The sequence below is a fragment of the Psychrobacter sp. CAL346-MNA-CIBAN-0220 genome (genome assembly GCF_040309805.1).
Taxonomy (GTDB): Bacteria; Pseudomonadota; Gammaproteobacteria; order Pseudomonadales; family Moraxellaceae; genus Psychrobacter.
Map to the genome: position 1 here is coordinate 1,011,154 of NZ_JBEOPF010000001.1, position 18,327 is coordinate 1,029,480.

The following is an 18,327-nucleotide window of genomic DNA, read 5'->3' on the forward strand; positions in this document are numbered from 1 at the left end:
ATTCGTAAAGTAATTTTTAATCGATAAATATAAAAATATTAATCAGCTTTTACGTTTTGTTTGGCTAAGCGACGTCTACCAAACAAACCCAGATTTTTCTTATGGTGAAATTCACGCACAGCAGGCTGTAAAGTTGCAATATAATCAACCAGTTCTTGGTTAGTAGTGGCGGTAATCACCTGACGTTTTTTGAGTTTACGCAGCTTGCTATCCGCTTTTACCGGTAAGTCTCGATAACGAAATGGCGTGTGCGCACTCTCGGTATCAGGCAGATGGCTTGGATCGACGTCATCCTTAATGTCAATGCTGCTACCCAATGCCTGACAAACACGCAAACCGCTGCGTACGCCGTCTTCATGAAAACCATTAAACCAATAGGCACCGCAAAAATGAGTATGCAAACCATTACCAGAAATGCGCAACCACTGCGCTTGAGCGGCAATCGTCCTATTGTTATATACCGGATGACTATAATGAATCTTCTTAATCACCTGCGTGGCATCGATATCATGATTAAGAGTGACCAGATAGTTATGCTGCTTGGTTAGCCGCTGCAAAATGTTCATGTGATAAGTGAGTACTGGCTTCGAAGGCGCTTGCTCCCTTTCAACATTATTAGCATTTTTTCGGTGAGTTTTTGCATCTATTTTGTCGTCAATAAGATAATTCCAACTTGCCCATGCCAAAGGCTTCTTAGGCAATACACGGGTATCGGTATGCAAAATAGCGGTATTTTTAGTGAAGTGGAAATGACTCAGTATTTCTGCCTCATCTGCACTGGCATCCTGTAGCAACTTAAGAGCGGTATCAGCATGACAGGCAAAAATCACCTCATCAAACGCCAACGTTTGAGTTTCGCTGTTGTCAGTTCGATTATTTTCAATGCTACCAAGCACTATACTCACCTTGTCATCATGACGAGTGACGGATTGCACCGGACTATTGACCCGTACCGTGCCACCTGCTTTGACAAAACGCCTAACCAATTTATTAACATATTGTTTTGATCCACCTTTAATGGTGAACCACTGCGGACGGTTGACGACATCAAGTAAACCATGATTATCAAAAAACTGGGCAAAAAATACCAATGGAAAGTCTTGGACGTCTTTGAGACTGGTCGACCAAATAGCAGACACCATCGGCAATAAATAGTTATCATTAAATAACACGCCATAGCGTTTGCTAGCCAGATAATTACCAAGCGTTTGCTCCGTTAATGCACTAACGTCTTGCCCTTCTGCGCGTGCAGCTTCAAAGTCTTGGCGCAGCTGTTTCATATGCTTATTAAAATGTAGAATATCTTTAAAAAATTGCCAAAACTTAGGGTTTAATACATTTTTACGTTGCGATAAAAGGGTGTTAAGCGTATGACCATTATACTCAAAATTGCGCGCCGTGTTTTTAACTGAGAAGCTCATATCCGTCGCTTGAAATGGCACTTGTAACTCATGCAATAGACGGAAAAAATTCGGATAAGTGCGCTCATTAAACACAATAAAACCAGTATCAATAGCGCTACTTTCTGTTTTACTGCCTTTTGACTTGTTGCCATACTGTAGCGTCACATCAACTGTATTTACATGCCCGCCGATATAATCACTGGCTTCAAATATCGTCACCTCATATTGCTTAGCGAGATAATGCGCACAAGTCAGTCCTGATACCCCTGAGCCGATAATAGCGACGCACTTTTTTGTATCAGGTTTTGTCGATTTTTGAATAGCGTCAGTATCTGTGGAAGCTTTCGGTTGGTCAATCATAGGCTTGCGGCGAAAAAATGGCATAAAAGCATTCCTTGATATTTTCTTAGACTTAGTAGTCTGTTTGATAAGCGATAACGGCTTACTTTTTATTCATTTTTTTGCTAACTTGCTGCCAAACCATATCTGGTAACGTACCCAAAGTCTTCAGTGGTAACGTTAGCTTTTTGGGGAATTCAATCACCTCATCGCCGTTCTCAATACCATCACGGATAGCGCGACTGGCCTGCTCTGTTGTTTGAATAAATGGCATCGGAAAGTCATTTTGTTTGGTCATTGGGGTTTCCACGAACCCCGGTACGACCAAGCTTACTGACACATGATGTGGAGCCAAGCTAATTTGCAAAGTTTTCATTAAATAATGAATTGCCGCCTTTGAACTGCCATAGGCTTCTGCGCGCGCAAACGGCACATAAGCAGACGCCGAACCGATTCCTACTAACCGACCTTTCGAGGCAATAAGCTGTGGCAATACGCCTTCAATAGCATGCGATAAGGTACCCATATTGACCGACATCACTTTCATAAACACGCTACTATCAAAGTTTGGCATATCTAGATATTCGCACATGCCAGCGCCACAAATCGCTACATCTACCTGACTGATTTTCTCAAAAGCTTCAATGACCTTGTCGCGGTCCATTAAGTCCAAGTCAACCGAGGTTGCGCCTAACTTTTTAAGCTCAGCTAATGCCTTATCATCACGTCCAACGGCATATACTTTATGACCTTCTAACAGATAGTCTTTTGCCAATTGATACCCAATACCAGAGGTCGCTCCAGTAATCAGAATATGAAGTTTTTCAGGAGAATTTGTCATTATAAACATCCTTTTTTAACCGTTATTTAGGGTATAGCATTGCAGAGCATGAGATATTATAAGCGCTGAGCCGTCCTCTTTTTTAGCAGTCTGCTTATCAAAGCGCTACTTCTATTTAATAAATCTAAATAATCCGAGCATAAATAAGTATAGTATAAGGAGCGACTGCTATTGTTGTAACTTCGCAAACAGCTCGCCGCACCTGACTATTATTGTCTTAGTTATCTTAGTCAAGATGAACGAATGGTTGAGCAAATTTAGTCCGCTCTTTTCTATATTTTTTATACTTTCTACTAAATGGTGCCTAAGATAGTGCTATATTGACATGCTACAATGTGATGATCCAAGATCAAAAGCGCTTAATATAGTGTGTTGTTAAAATACATTTAGCGTATCGTCAAAGCTATCAATTTTTTATATGCTATTTTCCACTGAACGCTGGCGAAGCGCTATGCGTTAAATAATTATGCGTTATATAATCAGTATCAGTTTATCCAAAACATCACTCAAATATAAAAAGGACCTCTTATGAGCGAGCTGCACCTGTCTGACCGCGTTAATAATATTAAGCCTTCACCAACCCTTGCCATTACCAATAAAGCCAAAGAGCTAAAAGCGGCTGGCAAAGACATTATCGGTCTAGGTGCCGGTGAGCCTGACTTTGATACCCCAGAACATGTTAAACAAGCGGCTATCAAGGCGATTAACGATGGCTTTACTAAATATACCGCTGTTGATGGTACCCCAGAGCTCAAAAAAGCGATCATTGAAAAGTTCAAACGTGATAATGATCTTAGCTACGAGCTTAATGAAATCTTAGTATCAGTCGGCGGCAAGCAATCCTTCTTTAACCTTGCTCAAGCCTTTATTAACCCAGGTGATGAAGTTATTATTCCCGCCCCATACTGGGTCAGCTATCCTGACATGGTGATTATCGCAGAAGGCGTGCCAGTCATTGTTGAATGCCCCTCTGAGCAAGACTTCAAAATCACCCCAGAACAGTTAGAAGCCGCCATCACTGACAAAACAAAAATGTTAGTACTGAACAGCCCTTCTAATCCAACTGGCATGATTTACACTTTAGATGAGCTAAAAGCGATCGCTGAAGTGCTCAAAAAGCATCCGCAGGTTTATGTGGCTTCAGATGATATGTATGAGCACATTCGCTGGACGGGTGATAAGTTCTATAATATATTAAATGCAGCGCCTGAACTAAAAGAGCGCGCTATTATATTAAATGGCGTATCAAAAGCCTACGCGATGACGGGTTGGCGTATTGGCTACGCCGGCGGTCCTGCAAAACTGATCGGCGCGATGAAAAAAGTACAGTCGCAGTCAACCTCATGCCCAGCGTCAATCAGCCAAGTCGCTGCCGAAGCGGCTATCAATGGTGACCAAAGCGTACTGACACCTATGGTAGAAGCTTTTGAGAAGCGTTGTGACCTCGTCGTTGATGGCTTGAATGCGATTAAAGGCATTACTTGCTTGCGTCCAGATGGTGCGTTTTATGTCTATCCCAATATCAAGCCATTGATTAAAGCAGCTGGTCTGTCGTCTTGTACTGAGTTCTCAGAATGGTTACTTGATAAAGTAGGCGTTGCCGTGGTTCCTGGCGATGCATTCGGTCTTGGTGGTTATATGCGTATCTCCTACGCTACCGATGAAGCGACGCTAAAAGATGCGCTATCACGTATCGAAAAAGCAGTCGCTGATTTAGACGTTGCCGAATAGTTAGGAAACAACTGGTTTTAAAGCTAAAAAGACGGTCATTTATGAGCGTCTTTTTTATGAGTATCTTTTTTATGAGCACTTTACTGTGTCTTACTAAATCTAGTATTCATTGAATTAAACCTTAAAACGATGTTTTTAATCAAAGAAATTGATAATATCCATTAAAAATGCAAAAAAAGCTTGACCTATTTCTTATCTTTGCTAGAATACGCCCCACTTAGCCGGAACTCATCAGAGTCAACGTTAAGCTCGTTGTAAGACAATAACCCTTGCAGCTTATTCCTCAATAGCTCAGTTGGTAGAGCAACGGACTGTTAATCCGTGTGTCCCTGGTTCGAGCCCAGGTTGAGGAGCCAAATTTTAGCAAGTCGCTAGTTAGCAATTTACTAGCCAGTGTCAAAGTTAAATATTTTAAGTTATCTTTGATTCGCTTATGGCATTTGCCAAAACCCTCATCTACTTGATGAGGGTTTTTTTATGAGGATTAAAACAGTATTTTAAAAAGCATAAGGCTTTAATTGGTAAAGCTCAATCGTTAATAATAAATCGTATAGTGTTGACCATAAATAATATTTTTTGGGTTAGGGTTGACAGATATCGAAACCTTGGCTAGAATGTGTCCCACATAACGCGAACCGTTAATTAGTCACCTTGTCGTTATAACCACTTATTCCTCAATAGCTCAGTTGGTAGAGCAACGGACTGTTAATCCGTGTGTCCCTGGTTCGAGCCCAGGTTGAGGAGCCATATTATAAAAAACCTTCATCATTATTAGATGAAGGTTTTTTTATGGATGCCATTTTTAGCACGGTGAGCGTGTTATTTTTGAGTGCTTTGCTGTATGGTAAGTATTAGACAAGGTGTGTTTGATAGTCACAAATAATTTCGTTCAAGTTCTTTATTCCTACTCACTAACAGTAATGGTTTATTATGATACCTGTACGCATTAAAAATAAATTTTCTGAGCATCCACAAAAAGTCATGCGCCCCATTAGTATTCGTCTCTCTGAGGAGATGATTGAGCTGTTAGGAGCAACCTCATCAGAACTTGGCTTTAGACGTATTCAAGGGCTGATTCGCTTGTACATTCGTCAAGGTCTTGACCGTGACCACCAGGATTATACGCTAGCGCATGACGAGGTGTTTATCGAGACCTTACGCAAAAAAGGCGTGAGTCAACACATCATCGATGAAGCTATCGTAGTGACGCATAATAACAACATTACCCATCCGCTATCTGAGCTGCAAGATAAATAATCAAAGCGCACACAGCAACGGGCTTTATTGACATTTATCAACGGCACTAGCCTTGATATTAAAGACATAATGAGTTCCCTATCTAGAGGCTAATTTGCACAATAACGTTTAGCCTCTACCTCCGTGGTTGTTAATATTCTTTCTGTTTTACTGCCCTTCTTAGTTTTACCCTGTTCTTTTTGCCTGCATTACTTATAGAGCCTTCTTGGTTTTAATACATTTTCCTTTCTTTTATCGCCCCTTAAATACGCCTAGCCGTCGTCTTGCAAAATTTAACATACTGTTTTGCAGTGATTGGGCACACTGACTCTTTAAACTCAGTATATTGTAGTGAATAGTCTGAATTGAGGCTGTGCTATAAAGGGTGATGCTGTCGGCTGTCTTTGTAGATAGTAATAGTAAACACAACCAGACCTAAAGCAATTTATTAATTCCAATTATAAATATTAGCACTGGATAACTAGTAGCGGAAGCTGACAAGGAGGTGAGTAATGGTGACTTTGTTAAAAAAGTGTTTAACTTTAAAAAGGTATTCAGTACCTGATGATCATGCATCTATGCAACGCTGTACAACGTCATGCCAAGCGGTAATTGACAGCCCGCCTAAGCCTACTCGAGCTATTTTGTTACTAATGTTAGCATTTGCTGTAATACCGGCCATAAGTAGCTGCTCAATGCCGCAGAATGACCCCAGTAAGCAGACAATACCCACTGATTCTGATCAATGGCAAAAAAAGCTGGGTAATACCTTTGAGCAATTATCTAACAACGACAGACAACTACTGAGCCGTTACATGCTACGGATGAAACTTAGTGATGCTTATGAGTCAGGAGCGATGCCGCGCACGACTATCAAGCAAGCTTTAGTACAGCAGCGTGAATATGAACGCTTGCATCCTAATAATCCAACGGGTAGAAAAAGCCCAATTGTCGCTAACAACCAAGTTGGCGCTGTCGATGCTCAGATCTACCCTATTGCCCTACTTCCCGTCAAAACCAGTGACGATGACAGCTTAAATCAAGTTAAGCTCCAGTTTATGTTGTCTAATCATGGCAGCATACCTATCAAAAGCTTTAAAGGCTCGTTACTGATGAAAGATGCGAAGCTGACTCAAGGTAAACGCTTTAATGTGCCGCTTACGCAGTTCGTACCACCTATCGTTCCTGAACAGTCTGGTAAAGTTGTTATTGAAAGTAGTATTGAAGATATCAATGTCATGCGCGCTATTAGAAATGCACAGGATGTGACGATAGAAATTAGTGAGGGCACACTAACCTTAACTGATGGACAAAAAATTGTATTCAGAAATGAACTTGCGAAGTGATTAGTGAGAGTGGCAGTATTTGAATAGATGAATGAGGTCTGTAGTAAGTACCCAGCTGGTTTGTAGCCCCCTTTAAACCATTCTTAAATTGTCTAGTAGTTAATGATAACCACAAAAAAAGCCCCAATCAGTTAATGATTGGGGCTTTTTGAATTTGGAGGAGACGGAGAGATTCGAACTCTCGAAGGGCTACGAACCCTTGTCGGTTTTCAAGACCGGTGCATTCAACCACTCTGCCACGTCTCCATTTGTGCATCATTATAACGATCTGAAATGAGAATGCAAGCGCTAATCTAAAAAGACATAAATTATTTTCGTATCGGCTAGTTTGCTGCAGTCTGCTTACTTGCTACCTGCTTACTTGATGCTAGATGCAAGCACATATCGAGCAATCGATTGGCATAGCCCCACTCGTTGTCATACCAAGCGAAAACCTTGTATTGATTGCCGACTTGCATGAGCTGTTGACCATCAATGATAAGCGATTCAGGCTGATGAATAAAGTCACTTGAGACCAGCGGCTCATCAGTATAAGCCATAATATTAATCAAGTGTCCTTTACTGGCAGATTGTAGCGCGTCTCTCATCGCCTCTATACTAACATCTAATGTACTAAACACAAAGGTCACATCAATAGCCGCGACGTTAATAGTCGGTACTCGGATAGAGTGGCCATTAACTTTACCGACCATTGCCGGTAGCACACGTTCTGTCGCCGCGATACTACTCGAGGTAGTCGGAATAATATTATACCCAGAAGCACGCGCCCGCCGTGGATCTCGATGCGCTTGATCCAATACCGTTTGATCCGCAGTCACCGCATGAATTTCGGTCATCATCGCCGACTCTACCCCAAAGGCCTTATCCAAAGTGTCAATCAGCGGCACCAATGCCTGCGTGGTACAAGAGACGCTGGAGATAATCGGCAGCGTACTGGTCAGCTCAGTACTATTCACGCCCATAACAATGCAAGCGTCGACATCATCAAAAGGTGCCGCACCAATAATCACTTGCTGCGCGCCAGCCTCAATATGCAAATATGCTTGTTTATAAGAACGAAAGTGTCCGGTGCATTCTAGTACCACATCGATACCAAGCGTTTGCCACGGCAGCTGCTGTGGGTCTGCTTCTGAAAGCATTCGAATACAATAAGTATGATTGTTTTTGGTCAGGCAAATTTGAGTTTCACTATGATCATCAACTAAGTCCTTTACTATCTCCGCATTGACACCCAGTCGGCTTAAACGCCCGTGGGTACTGTCAAATTTTAATAAGTGCAATAAAATATCAGCCGGTGCCAAGTCATTAATGGCGACCACATGAATAGCACGCCCAAGCACCTCAAAGCGCTCCAGCAGCGCGCGCAGTACATTACGCCCTATACGCCCAAAACCATTAATCGCCACTCTCAGTGGCTGTGTGTGTTCACTGGTAGCATGGAACGCTGCTGCGACGGCAAGATCTGAGGTCAAACGGTAGGTGGCGCTAGAAAAATCAGGCATAAGACGTTATCGCTATCAATGTAGAGAACAAGAAGGTTTAGACGGCATATAGAAAATGACGATACGGGGTTAAGCGTGCTGATAACGTCATGCACACTTCTAAGGTTTTAATAATGAATAATAGTTTTGATAATGAGTGGCTGTAATGAGTAACTCTAATAAGATTAATAGTTATGGGCTAATAAAAATCAACGCTAAACGAATAACATTGTAATCAATACTTTGTTTTAGATGCTCATAAATAGGCTTAATTTTAACGCTACCACTGTCGTTAAAGTCATTCGGATTGTTGGCTACTTTGATAGTGACATAGGCATTACCAACCGCTGTCATTACGTCATCATCGGGTCGCAAGTGATCACAAGCGAGGCTTGGGTCGTCACGTTTAAGCTCACTAATATGGCGCATAATGGTCGATTGTGCAAGTCCACGTGTATGAGCGATATCAACGATACTCAAACTTTCCTCTAATAATAAACGCGTCGCTGATAAGGTACTCTCCGATTTATCAGTAACTTGATTACCCAATTTCTGTTTTTTATCTTGCTGTGCTAATTGCTGTTCGCGGCGCTTCTTTTGTAAACTGTCATAAGCGTCAATCACAGATTTACTGAGCGTACCGCCTGACTTTGTAATAAATTTATCATGGGCTTGCTGCATGCTTTTTTCATCAAGCATCGCGTAATTGGCATCCGCTTCATCAGATAAGACTAAAAAGCGCTTATCTGCCCCGCGTGCTAACGGATCTAACTGTAAGCTCATCTCATTCATGCCCAGCAGTTTTAGTCCCGCCAGCGACTTGAGCCGTGATAGCGCCACATAACCTTGACCAAGCTCAAAAGTACGCGACAAATCAATCTCAGCCGCATCAAGGGTCATGCCCTGCGATTTATGAATGGTAATTGCCCAAGCGAGGCATAAAGGCACTTGCTCATAGCTTGCCAACACTTCACCACTTTCATCTTCAATGATCCATTCCTCAGGCTCTGCGACAACTTCACGCCCTGAATTAAGTCTAACCACGGGCATTTTTATCGGTGCTGGTTTTTTGGTTTTAGCTTTTAGTTTTTCTTTAGCGCTTACATTGGTCTCAGCATCAGCGTTTATCTCTTCACTATCAGCCAAAGCAGCGCTTTTAGCTCTGTCTTTATCGCTACTGTCATCGACCTTTACCGCAGCAAAGCCGATTAGCTCGCCCATCGTACCGTTTGAAACCCCAAGCTCAGTGTTATTCTTGATAAACATGACTTTTGCGCCAACTTTTAAGACCAAATCATCTTGGGTACGCACGGTCTTTTTTAACGTTTCAACCAGCTTACTATCACCAATCGCAGTAGCATCAAAACGCTTCATTTCGCCCGATAGCGCCGCAAGCTCATTATCATTTATTTTATTAACGTTAAGATTATGAGTATATAAACGCGTACGTTTGATATCGACATCTTGATCATAGGTGGCTTCTAACGCTGTAATGGCCTCAAAAGTTACCTGCTGACGACGAATTTGGTTCAAGATATCATCTAAATCAAGTCCACCATTAGCGGCATCATTAACTTGTCGATGCTGTTCACTGAGATAACAAATGTGAAACTTGGCATCAAGCCAGGCTTCGGACATAAAGGCGAATTTCTCGCGATTGCTCTCACTTCTACTACCAATCGGTGGCAACTGAAAAAAATCTCCGGCGACTACCACTTGAATGCCACCAAAAGCTGAGGTATCTTTGCGTACATGCTTAAGCACTTCATTGACGACATTTAGTTGCTTTGCATGCAGCATGGATACCTCATCAATAATAAGCACTTGGGTATCTTTAAGCCTATCCGCTAAAAACTGCTTACGCGCTAAATTGGTTAAATCGCGCTCGGTCAGCTCATCTTTAATACCAATACCCGACCAGCTATGAATAGTAGTGCCATTCATATGGGTAGCAGCAATACCAGTACTGGCCGTCACTGCCACAGGCACACGACGGGCACGCAAATAATTAATATATTGATTAAGAGTATAAGTCTTACCTGACCCTGCTGAGCCGGTCAAAAAGACATTTTGACCCGTTTTTAAAATATCAAGAGCAGAAGATTGACGCATATATCAAAACCAATTAATAAGAGAAGAAAAAGAAAGCTGTTATGGACAATATCTAGAAGCTGCTATTAGAATCAGTTAAAGCCGTGGCAGCCTAAAATATTTGACCTCAATTATAACAGCTCCATCAGTTTTACGAACATTTTAACGCACGCCTATTACATAACTTAAAGTTATGTAATAGGCTATTTAATATTATTAAAAGTAACTATAATTCTAGATAAAAGCTCAGTATGCTAGGTTGGTAATATAGATTAAAAAGATCAGGAAGATCATGTTAGCGTTTATTTTATAAGGTTATAAATAAATGGACGCACATAATTTGTCTTATGAATAACACAACAAGGAATCGTTTATGCTATACGCCCATCCCAACACCGAAAACAGTCCAGTACAGTTCCGCGAAAAATATGATAACTTTATCAATGGTGAGTGGATCGCGCCCGTTGATGGTGAATATTTTGACAATCCAAGTCCTATCAATGGTAAAACCATCTGTCAGATTGCACGCTCAAAAGCAGCTGATATCGAAATAGCTTTAGACGCTGCTCATGCCGCCAAAGATGCGTGGGGTAAAACCAGTGTCACTGAGCGCTCAAACATATTGCTCAAACTTGCTAATAGCATGGAAGCCAACCTTGAAAAAATTGCTATCGCCGAGTGCTATGAGAACGGTAAACCAGTGCGCGAAACCCTTGCCGCTGATATTCCAATAGCAATCGATCATTTACGTTACTTCGCTGGGGTGATTCGCGCGCAAGAAGGTGGTATCAGCCAAATTGATGAAGATACTGTCGCCTATCATTTTCATGAGCCCCTAGGCGTCGTCGGTCAAATTATTCCATGGAACTTCCCTATATTAATGGCAATATGGAAAATTGCTCCTGCGCTTGCCGCCGGTAACTGTGTCGTCCTTAAACCTGCCGAGCAAACGCCTGCTTCTATTTTATATATGCTAGATATTATTGGTGCCGCTGATATTCTACCTAAAGGCGTACTCAACGTGGTGAATGGTTTCGGTGTTGAAGCCGGTAAACCTCTCGCCTCTAACCCGCGCATTGATAAGGTTTCCTTTACGGGTGAGACCACAACTGGTCGTCTTATCATGCAATACGCTAGTGAAAATATCATTCCAGTGACTTTAGAGCTTGGTGGTAAGAGTCCAAACATCTTCTTTGCTGATGTGATGGATGAAGACGATGACTTCTTAGATAAAGCGGTTGAAGGCTTGGTCATGTTTGCGCTGAACCAAGGTGAGGTCTGTACTTGCCCGTCACGCGCCCTCGTTCACGAAAGCATTTATGATGAATTTATGAAACGCTGTATCGCCCGCGTTAAAGCCATCAAAATGGGCAACCCACTCGATACGGATACTATGATTGGTGCACAAGCCAGCTCTGATCAGCTAGAGAAAATTCTTTCTTATCTCGATATCGGTAAAAAAGAAGGCGCCAAAGTCCTTGTCGGCGGTGAAATAGCCAAACATGATGGCGATATGGCAGACGGTTACTATGTACAGCCGACTATCTTTGAAGGCACGAATGATATGCGCGTGTTCCAAGAAGAAATCTTTGGTCCTGTACTTGCCGTCACTACCTTTAAAGACGATGAAGATGCGATGACTATCGCTAATGATACTTTATACGGTCTCGGTGCTGGGGTATGGACGCGCAACGGCACTCGCGCTTATCGTTTCGGTCGTGGTATTAAAGCCGGTCGTGTTTGGACCAACTGCTATCACCTCTATCCTGCCCATTCAGCGTTTGGCGGTTATAAGCAGTCTGGTATTGGCCGCGAAAACCATCTAATGATGCTAGATCATTACCAACAAACCAAAAACATGCTGGTTTCTTACAGTCCTAAAGCAATGGGATTTTTCTAAGCCATTAAGTAATACTACTTTATGTATCGAATCATGAAGTCATAAGATAGGTATTTTTTTAAGACTATAATCAAATGAAAATGACTAGGGAATAATATCATGAGTAATAAAATGAAAGCGGCTGTATTACATGAATTTGGTCAGCCTCTACAGATTGAAGAAGTAGACATTCCAACCCCAGGTGCTGGCGAAATTGTGGTCAAGATGCAAGCGTCAGGTGTTTGTCATACTGACTTACATGCTATTGAAGGAGATTGGCCAGTAAAGCCTAGTCCACCGTTCATTCCTGGACATGAAGGCGTAGGCCTGATAACGGCGGTTGGCGAAGGCGTCACCCATGTCAAAGAAGGCGACCGAGTTGGCGTTGCTTGGCTCTACTCTGCCTGTGGTCACTGTACCCATTGTTTGGGTGGTTGGGAAACGTTATGTGAGCGTCAACAAAACTGTGGCTATTCAGTTAACGGCAGTTTTGCAGAATACGTTCTAGCCAATGCCAACTATGTCGGCATTATTCCTGATAATGTCGACTCCGTTGAAATTGCACCCGTTTTATGTGCAGGCGTTACGGTATATAAAGGCCTTAAAATGACTGAAGCCCGTCCAGGTGATTGGGTGGTTATCTCAGGTATTGGCGGATTGGGTCATATGGCCGTGCAGTACGCCATTGCTATGGGACTAAACGTTGCCGCTGTAGATATTGATGATGAGAAGCTTGAATTTGCCAAAAAATTAGGCGCGACCATCACCGTCAATGCTAAAAATACCGATCCTGGCGAGTATCTAAAAAAAGAGATTGGTGGTGCTCATGGCGTGTTAGTGACAGCTGTGTCTCCCAAAGCGTTCGATCAAGCGCTAAGCATGGTAAGACGTGGTGGTACGGTAGTCTTTAATGGCTTACCAGCAGGTGATTTCCCCGTATCTATTTTTGATACGGTTCTGAACGGTATCACCATTCGTGGCTCAATCGTTGGTACGCGTCTTGACTTACAAGAGTCGTTAAACATGGCAGCAGCAGGCAAAGTAAAAGCCACTGTCACCGCTGAACCGTTAGAGAATATCAACGATATTTTTGAGCGTATGCGTCAAGGTAAAATCGAAGGTCGCATTGTTATCGACTATACTATGTAGCTATATCATAGCTCGATGTGGCTATAGCGTTTAATATAGTGGCATCGTTTAATAGTTTATACGCTTAATAATAAATAATGGGTCGTATTATCTCCAGCCACATACTATTAGTCATGTGAATGGATATGATACGACCTTTTCTATTTTTATATAGAGCACTTATTTCTAATGATAATGGAAATTTTCACGATAAGGAGTACAAAATGAAACTCGAAGCGACAGAAGCCTGTAAAGAGCTGATTGAATTATTAAAGTCCAAGCACGGCGAGCTAATGTTCCATCTATCGGGCGGCTGTTGCGATGGCAGCTCACCGATGTGTTATCCATTAGGTGAGTTTAAAGTTGGCGGCCAAGATGTGCTGATTGGTGAGCTGGCTGGCTGTCCATTTTATATGGGTAAGCCACAATATAATTTATGGCAACATACGGACTTAACCATCGATGTGGTCAATGGTCGCGGTGCGAGCTTTTCGTTAGAAATACCAGAGGGCAAACGCTTTATGGTGCGCTCGGAAGTATGTGCGGTTTAGAATATTTTCACATTTAAACTACTGTTAACTTTCTCCATGCACAACTTCTTATATTAAATGGCACTAAACTTTCATAGTGCCGTTTTTTATTATTTAGACTGTTCCCTCACTAGCAATTTCTTGGTGAACTTCTGCACAGGGTTAGCAAGTATCAGTACACAAATAAAAGCCGCAGGAGCTGCAAGTAACCAAGCTTTTAACCAATACTGAATGAAACTTTCTATCATACCAAGGTTGATATAAGTGATATAAATGGTCATCACTCCTGATAATAAAATTGCCATAGTAGCCGTATTAAGTAAACGAAATTTCCAATTCATAACAGTCCCATTATTTAACATGTAATGAATACTAAACTAAAACATCGCTTTTTCTAAAGCGGCGGTGTCTTCATGCATGCGATATAAACAAATTTTACCTGCTTCATCAAAACGTACAATCATAGCCCAGAGACTATTGAATACTTTTCCTGTTCGTTTAACAGTATGAGCGAGCCTACCGAACCTTATAATATAGTTGTCATTGACTACTGACTCCTCTACTTCAAAATCGCCAAATTCAAATAACGCTGCAAGGTTTTTGAATAGTGTAATTCCTGCTAACTTACCAGTGTGAGCACCATAGATGGGAAACTGACTATCTACGTCAGTTCGAAAAACAACAAACTCAACGTTAGTAGCACATAATTCAAGAGCGTGTTCATACTCTCCTTTAAAAATAAACTCTAGAAAGTGATCAAGAGTTTGAGAGTTGGATTGTCGTTGCATGATGAACCTCAGAAATTTATACAATGAATAAAATGTTTGGCTAATACGTTAAGCGTAGTCTAATCACTTATCATTCAAATAAATATCTGATAATTAAACAATCACTGTGCAAAAATCCTCAATAAAATTTGTTAAGCTTAGCGTTTGTATTTAAAAAAGATGACTTTAAAATGCATTGGGATGATTTGGCCTATTTTATTAGTTTGGTAGAAAAACAAACTCTAACCGCATGTGCCGAAAAGATTGGAGTACAACACAGTACAGTCGCACGACGAATTGAACATCTTGAGCAAACACTGAAAGTTAAGCTTTTTGATCGCATGGGAAAACGCTATATACTGACCCAAGAAGGCGAGTTGCTTTATATACAAGCCACTGAAGTCCAAAAAGAAATAACAGTATTTGAGCGGATGGCAATTGATCAAAATGCTATGCAAGGTAAAGTAGTCGTATCAGCACCACCTGTATGGGCTAATGAAGTACTTATGCCTAGCTTAATTAGCTTTCGTCAGCAGTTTCCAGATATATTGTTAGAAATATGCGGTGAGGTTGGAGTGAGCAATCTGCACCAAAGGGAAGCTGATATTGCGCTAAGACTGCATCGCCCAACGCAAGAAGATTTAATCATTCGCATGTTAGGAGAGGTTAGGTATGGATTTTTTGCTCACTGTGATTATATTGAGCACAACAAGCCTGAACAATGGCAATTGATCGAGTTTCAAGCCAACTCTAGAGTTTTGGCTTGGACTCAGATGCTGATCGAGCATCACTCATATACTATTGCGTTTAGTACCAACGATTTATATGTAGCTTATAATGCTGCTTGTGAAAAACTGGGTATCGCTCTATTACCTTACTTTTTAGCGAGCCAGAATCCAAAGCTTTTACCAGTTAATCCTGTGACTAGAATAAGTGTGACGTACGAAAAGCTAAATACACTGCTAACACTTGATCCTTTGAATCCACCATTAAAGAACGAAGATGCGCTCTCTAATACAACGGTTTCCTTAACTCAATCTTATACCATGTACTTAGTTATGCACCCAGACGTTAGACGCTCGGCACGTGTTAGAGCAGTGGCAGATTGGTTGATTACAACGACCGCCCATCTAAACTGATATGACTTCCAAACATCGCCTCTTTCAGATAAAGTAGAGCTAGCGGAATCCACGGTTATAATATAAGCACAGCGAAGATTACAGCTGAAGTGTGCCGCACAATTATCTGTATCTCTCAGGCTAGCGCCTATATAGTATTAATTTTCATCGTAATTTTAAAATTATCAATAGTTTCTTAGGTTTTATTTCATTGTACCAACATTACTATATTCCAAAATATATAAAAAGGCCCGAAGCTGTTTAAACAGCTTCGGGCTTCTACGTTCATTACTTTTATAAGGCTTACTTAAACCAAACTATTCACCGCATCAACTACCGCTTCAGTAGTAATACCAAACTCTTTATACAAGTCACTAGCAGGGGCTGACTCACCATAAGTAGTCATGCCAATGACTTTGCCATCCAAGCCAACAAACTTATACCAGTAATCTACATGCGCTGCTTCTACTGCGACACGTGCACGAATATTAGCAGGCAATACCGCTTCACGATAGCTGGCATCTTGCTCACTAAAGATTTCAGCACACGGCATAGAAACCACACGGACGCCAACGCCATTTTGACTCAAAGTCTGATACGCTTGCATGGCAAGGCCAACTTCTGAACCAGTAGCAATAATAATCGCTTGTAACTCGCCCTTCTCTTTAGCAAGAACATAACCGCCTTTGGTGATATTGGTGACTTGCTCGGCATCACGTTGCTGATGTGGCAAGCTTTGACGACTGAAGATCAATGCTGATGGGTTGTTTTCTGATTTGATTGCTTCAACCCAAGCAGTGGCAGATTCTGTTGCATCACAAGGACGCCATGTGCGTAAGTTAGGCGTGGTACGCAAGCTGGTTAACTGCTCAACTGGCTGATGCGTAGGGCCATCTTCACCAAGACCGATCGAGTCGTGAGTATAGACATGGATGATACGTTGCTTCATCAAAGCACCCATACGGACCGCATTACGGGCATATTCCATGAACATCAGGAAAGTGGCCACGTAGGGGATAAAGCCACCATGTAGCGCGATACCATTGGCAATCGCAGTCATACCAAATTCACGCACACCATAATAGATATAGTTGCCGGCGGCATCGTCTTGAATGCCCTTCGCGTCCTTAAATAGGGTTAAGTTCGAACCTGCTAAATCCGCTGAACCACCCATTAATTCTGGTAGTAAAGGCTGCAAGGTATTAATCGCATTTTGGCTGGCTTTACGACTGGCGACATCGCCGCCTTGATCTTGGCATTGTTGAATATAGTCTTGCGCTTTTTGGTCAAAGTCAGCGGGTAGATCACCCTCTAAACGGCGTACCAATTCAGTAGCTAATTCTGGATAAGCCTTTTTATAGGCTTCAAAATCCGCCTGCCAGTTCTTTTGTAATACATCGCCTTTTGGCTTGCCATCCCATGCTTGATAGATTTCATCATCTAATTCAAATGGCGCATGCTTCCATGATAGCGCATCACGAGTTAAAGCAATTTCGTCATCACCCAGTGGCGCACCATGGCTGGACGCTAAACCTTGTTTGTTCGGACTTCCCGCGCCGATAGTAGTTTTGCAAATAACTAGGCTTGGCTTATTACTCTCATCGATAGCAGCGGTTGTCGCTTGAGTGATGGCATTTGCATCGTGGCCGTCGACTTTTATAACTTGCCAGCCGTAAGCTTCAAAGCGAGCTTGCGTGTCATCGGTGAACCAGCCATCGACATTGCCATCGATAGAGATACCATTGTCATCATAAAAAAGTACCAATTTTCCCAGTCCTAGCGTACCGGCTAACGAACAAACTTCATGGCTGATACCTTCCATCAAGCAACCATCACCTAGGAATGCATAAGTATGGTGGTCGACAACGTTATGACCGTCGCGATTAAACTGCGCGGCTAGCGTTTTTTCAGCGATAGCAAAACCAACCGCATTGGCAATACCTTGGCCTAATGGACCAGTGGTGGTTTCAATACCTGGTGTATAACCGTATTCAGGATGACCTGGGGTTTTTGAATGCAGTTGACGAAAGCCTTTTAGATCATCGACACTGACGTCGTAACCTGATAAATGCAGCAATGAGTAGATAAGCATTGAGCCATGACCATTCGATAACACAAAACGGTCGCGGTTATACCAGTTAGGATCAGCAGGGTTATGCTTCAAAAACTTGCGCCACAGGACTTCAGCAATATCGGCCATGCCCATCGGTGCACCAGGATGACCAGAATTGGCTTTTTGAACCGCATCAAACGACAGTACACGGATGGCATTGGCTAGTTTACGTTCGCTAATTGGAGCTGGCATAGAGTGTCCTAGTATTACTGATAAGAGGAGAGTTTACTCAGAGGGTAAGCAAATAAGGACACAAAATGCGCCCTTATAGTATAGGCTGTAAAATCAAAGCGTAATATTAACATATTTGGTATAAGTCACGCT

At 42.1% G+C, this 18,327-nt stretch carries 14 protein-coding genes and 3 tRNA genes; 9 read left to right on the forward strand and 8 right to left on the reverse strand.

All coding sequences use genetic code 11. The features are described from left to right. Positions 1 to 38 precede the first annotated feature (38 nt). Together AAEY88_RS03875 and AAEY88_RS03880 are read right to left on the reverse strand one after the other, a co-directional pair. Positions 39 to 1,787, reverse strand: a complete 1,749-nt coding sequence (locus AAEY88_RS03875; RefSeq protein WP_350559318.1) for an FAD-dependent oxidoreductase — start codon at positions 1,785 to 1,787, stop codon at positions 39 to 41. Positions 1,788 to 1,845: 58 nt separating this feature from the next. After that, positions 1,846 to 2,583 carry an SDR family NAD(P)-dependent oxidoreductase gene (locus tag AAEY88_RS03880; RefSeq protein ID WP_350559321.1) on the reverse strand — a complete coding sequence of 246 codons (738 nt, stop codon included), beginning with the start codon at positions 2,581 to 2,583 and terminating at the stop codon, positions 1,846 to 1,848. Between the two features lie 528 nt (positions 2,584 to 3,111). On the opposite strand from AAEY88_RS03880, the gene AAEY88_RS03885 reads away from it, so the two are divergent. From AAEY88_RS03885 to AAEY88_RS03905, 5 genes are all read left to right on the forward strand, one after another. Continuing rightward, on the forward strand, positions 3,112 to 4,314 hold the full coding sequence (locus AAEY88_RS03885; protein ID WP_350559324.1) for a pyridoxal phosphate-dependent aminotransferase: 1,203 nt from the start codon (positions 3,112 to 3,114) through the stop codon (positions 4,312 to 4,314). 280 nt (positions 4,315 to 4,594) lie between these two features. Next, positions 4,595 to 4,670, forward strand: a tRNA-Asn gene (locus AAEY88_RS03890). Between the two features lie 315 nt (positions 4,671 to 4,985). Then, positions 4,986 to 5,061, forward strand: a tRNA-Asn gene (locus tag AAEY88_RS03895). Between the two features lie 183 nt (positions 5,062 to 5,244). Then, positions 5,245 to 5,571, forward strand: a complete 327-nt coding sequence (locus AAEY88_RS03900; RefSeq protein ID WP_350559327.1) for a CopG family transcriptional regulator — start codon at positions 5,245 to 5,247, stop codon at positions 5,569 to 5,571. A 674-nt stretch (positions 5,572 to 6,245) separates the two neighbouring features. Beyond that, on the forward strand, positions 6,246 to 6,896 hold the full coding sequence (locus AAEY88_RS03905) for a hypothetical protein (protein WP_350559329.1): 651 nt from the start codon (positions 6,246 to 6,248) through the stop codon (positions 6,894 to 6,896). A 155-nt stretch (positions 6,897 to 7,051) separates the two neighbouring features. Here the strand turns inward: AAEY88_RS03905 and AAEY88_RS03910 are convergent. From AAEY88_RS03910 to AAEY88_RS03920, 3 genes are all read right to left on the reverse strand, one after another. Further along, a tRNA-Ser gene (locus tag AAEY88_RS03910) sits at positions 7,052 to 7,142 on the reverse strand. A gap of 77 nt (positions 7,143 to 7,219) precedes the next feature. Further along, positions 7,220 to 8,398 carry a type I glyceraldehyde-3-phosphate dehydrogenase gene (locus tag AAEY88_RS03915; protein ID WP_350559332.1) on the reverse strand — a complete coding sequence of 393 codons (1,179 nt, stop codon included), beginning with the start codon at positions 8,396 to 8,398 and terminating at the stop codon, positions 7,220 to 7,222. Between the two features lie 171 nt (positions 8,399 to 8,569). Next, positions 8,570 to 10,489 carry an AAA family ATPase gene (locus tag AAEY88_RS03920; RefSeq protein WP_350559335.1) on the reverse strand — a complete coding sequence of 640 codons (1,920 nt, stop codon included), beginning with the start codon at positions 10,487 to 10,489 and terminating at the stop codon, positions 8,570 to 8,572. 352 nt (positions 10,490 to 10,841) lie between these two features. On the opposite strand from AAEY88_RS03920, the gene AAEY88_RS03925 reads away from it, so the two are divergent. The 3 genes from AAEY88_RS03925 to AAEY88_RS03935 all read left to right on the forward strand — a co-directional run bounded on the left by AAEY88_RS03925 (position 10,842) and on the right by AAEY88_RS03935 (position 14,026). After that, positions 10,842 to 12,368: an aldehyde dehydrogenase family protein gene (locus AAEY88_RS03925; protein WP_350559338.1), complete on the forward strand. Its 1,527-nt coding sequence runs from the start codon at positions 10,842 to 10,844 to the stop codon at positions 12,366 to 12,368. Positions 12,369 to 12,467: 99 nt separating this feature from the next. Further along, positions 12,468 to 13,496: an alcohol dehydrogenase AdhP gene (adhP, locus tag AAEY88_RS03930; protein ID WP_350559341.1), complete on the forward strand. Its 1,029-nt coding sequence runs from the start codon at positions 12,468 to 12,470 to the stop codon at positions 13,494 to 13,496. A 203-nt stretch (positions 13,497 to 13,699) separates the two neighbouring features. Further along, positions 13,700 to 14,026 (forward strand): DUF779 domain-containing protein, encoded by a 327-nt coding sequence (locus AAEY88_RS03935; RefSeq protein WP_350559344.1) that lies wholly within the window; start codon positions 13,700 to 13,702, stop codon positions 14,024 to 14,026. A gap of 89 nt (positions 14,027 to 14,115) precedes the next feature. Here AAEY88_RS03935 and AAEY88_RS03940 read toward each other — a convergent pair whose 3' ends face one another. Then, the gene (locus AAEY88_RS03940; protein ID WP_350559347.1) at positions 14,116 to 14,346 is read right to left on the reverse strand and encodes a DUF2798 domain-containing protein; all 231 of its coding nucleotides are present in this window, start codon (positions 14,344 to 14,346) and stop codon (positions 14,116 to 14,118) included. Positions 14,347 to 14,382: 36 nt separating this feature from the next. Next, on the reverse strand, positions 14,383 to 14,793 hold the full coding sequence (locus AAEY88_RS03945; RefSeq protein ID WP_350559350.1) for a nuclear transport factor 2 family protein: 411 nt from the start codon (positions 14,791 to 14,793) through the stop codon (positions 14,383 to 14,385). Between the two features lie 170 nt (positions 14,794 to 14,963). Here AAEY88_RS03945 and AAEY88_RS03950 point away from each other — a divergent pair, with 170 nt between their 5' ends. Then, a complete protein-coding gene (locus AAEY88_RS03950) occupies positions 14,964 to 15,911 on the forward strand; it encodes a LysR family transcriptional regulator (protein ID WP_350559353.1) in 948 nt (315 codons plus the stop codon). A gap of 286 nt (positions 15,912 to 16,197) precedes the next feature. Here AAEY88_RS03950 and tkt read toward each other — a convergent pair whose 3' ends face one another. Next, entirely contained in the window at positions 16,198 to 18,195 is a 1,998-nt protein-coding gene (gene tkt, locus AAEY88_RS03955; protein ID WP_350559356.1) for a transketolase, read from the reverse strand. Positions 18,196 to 18,327: the final 132 nt, after the last annotated feature.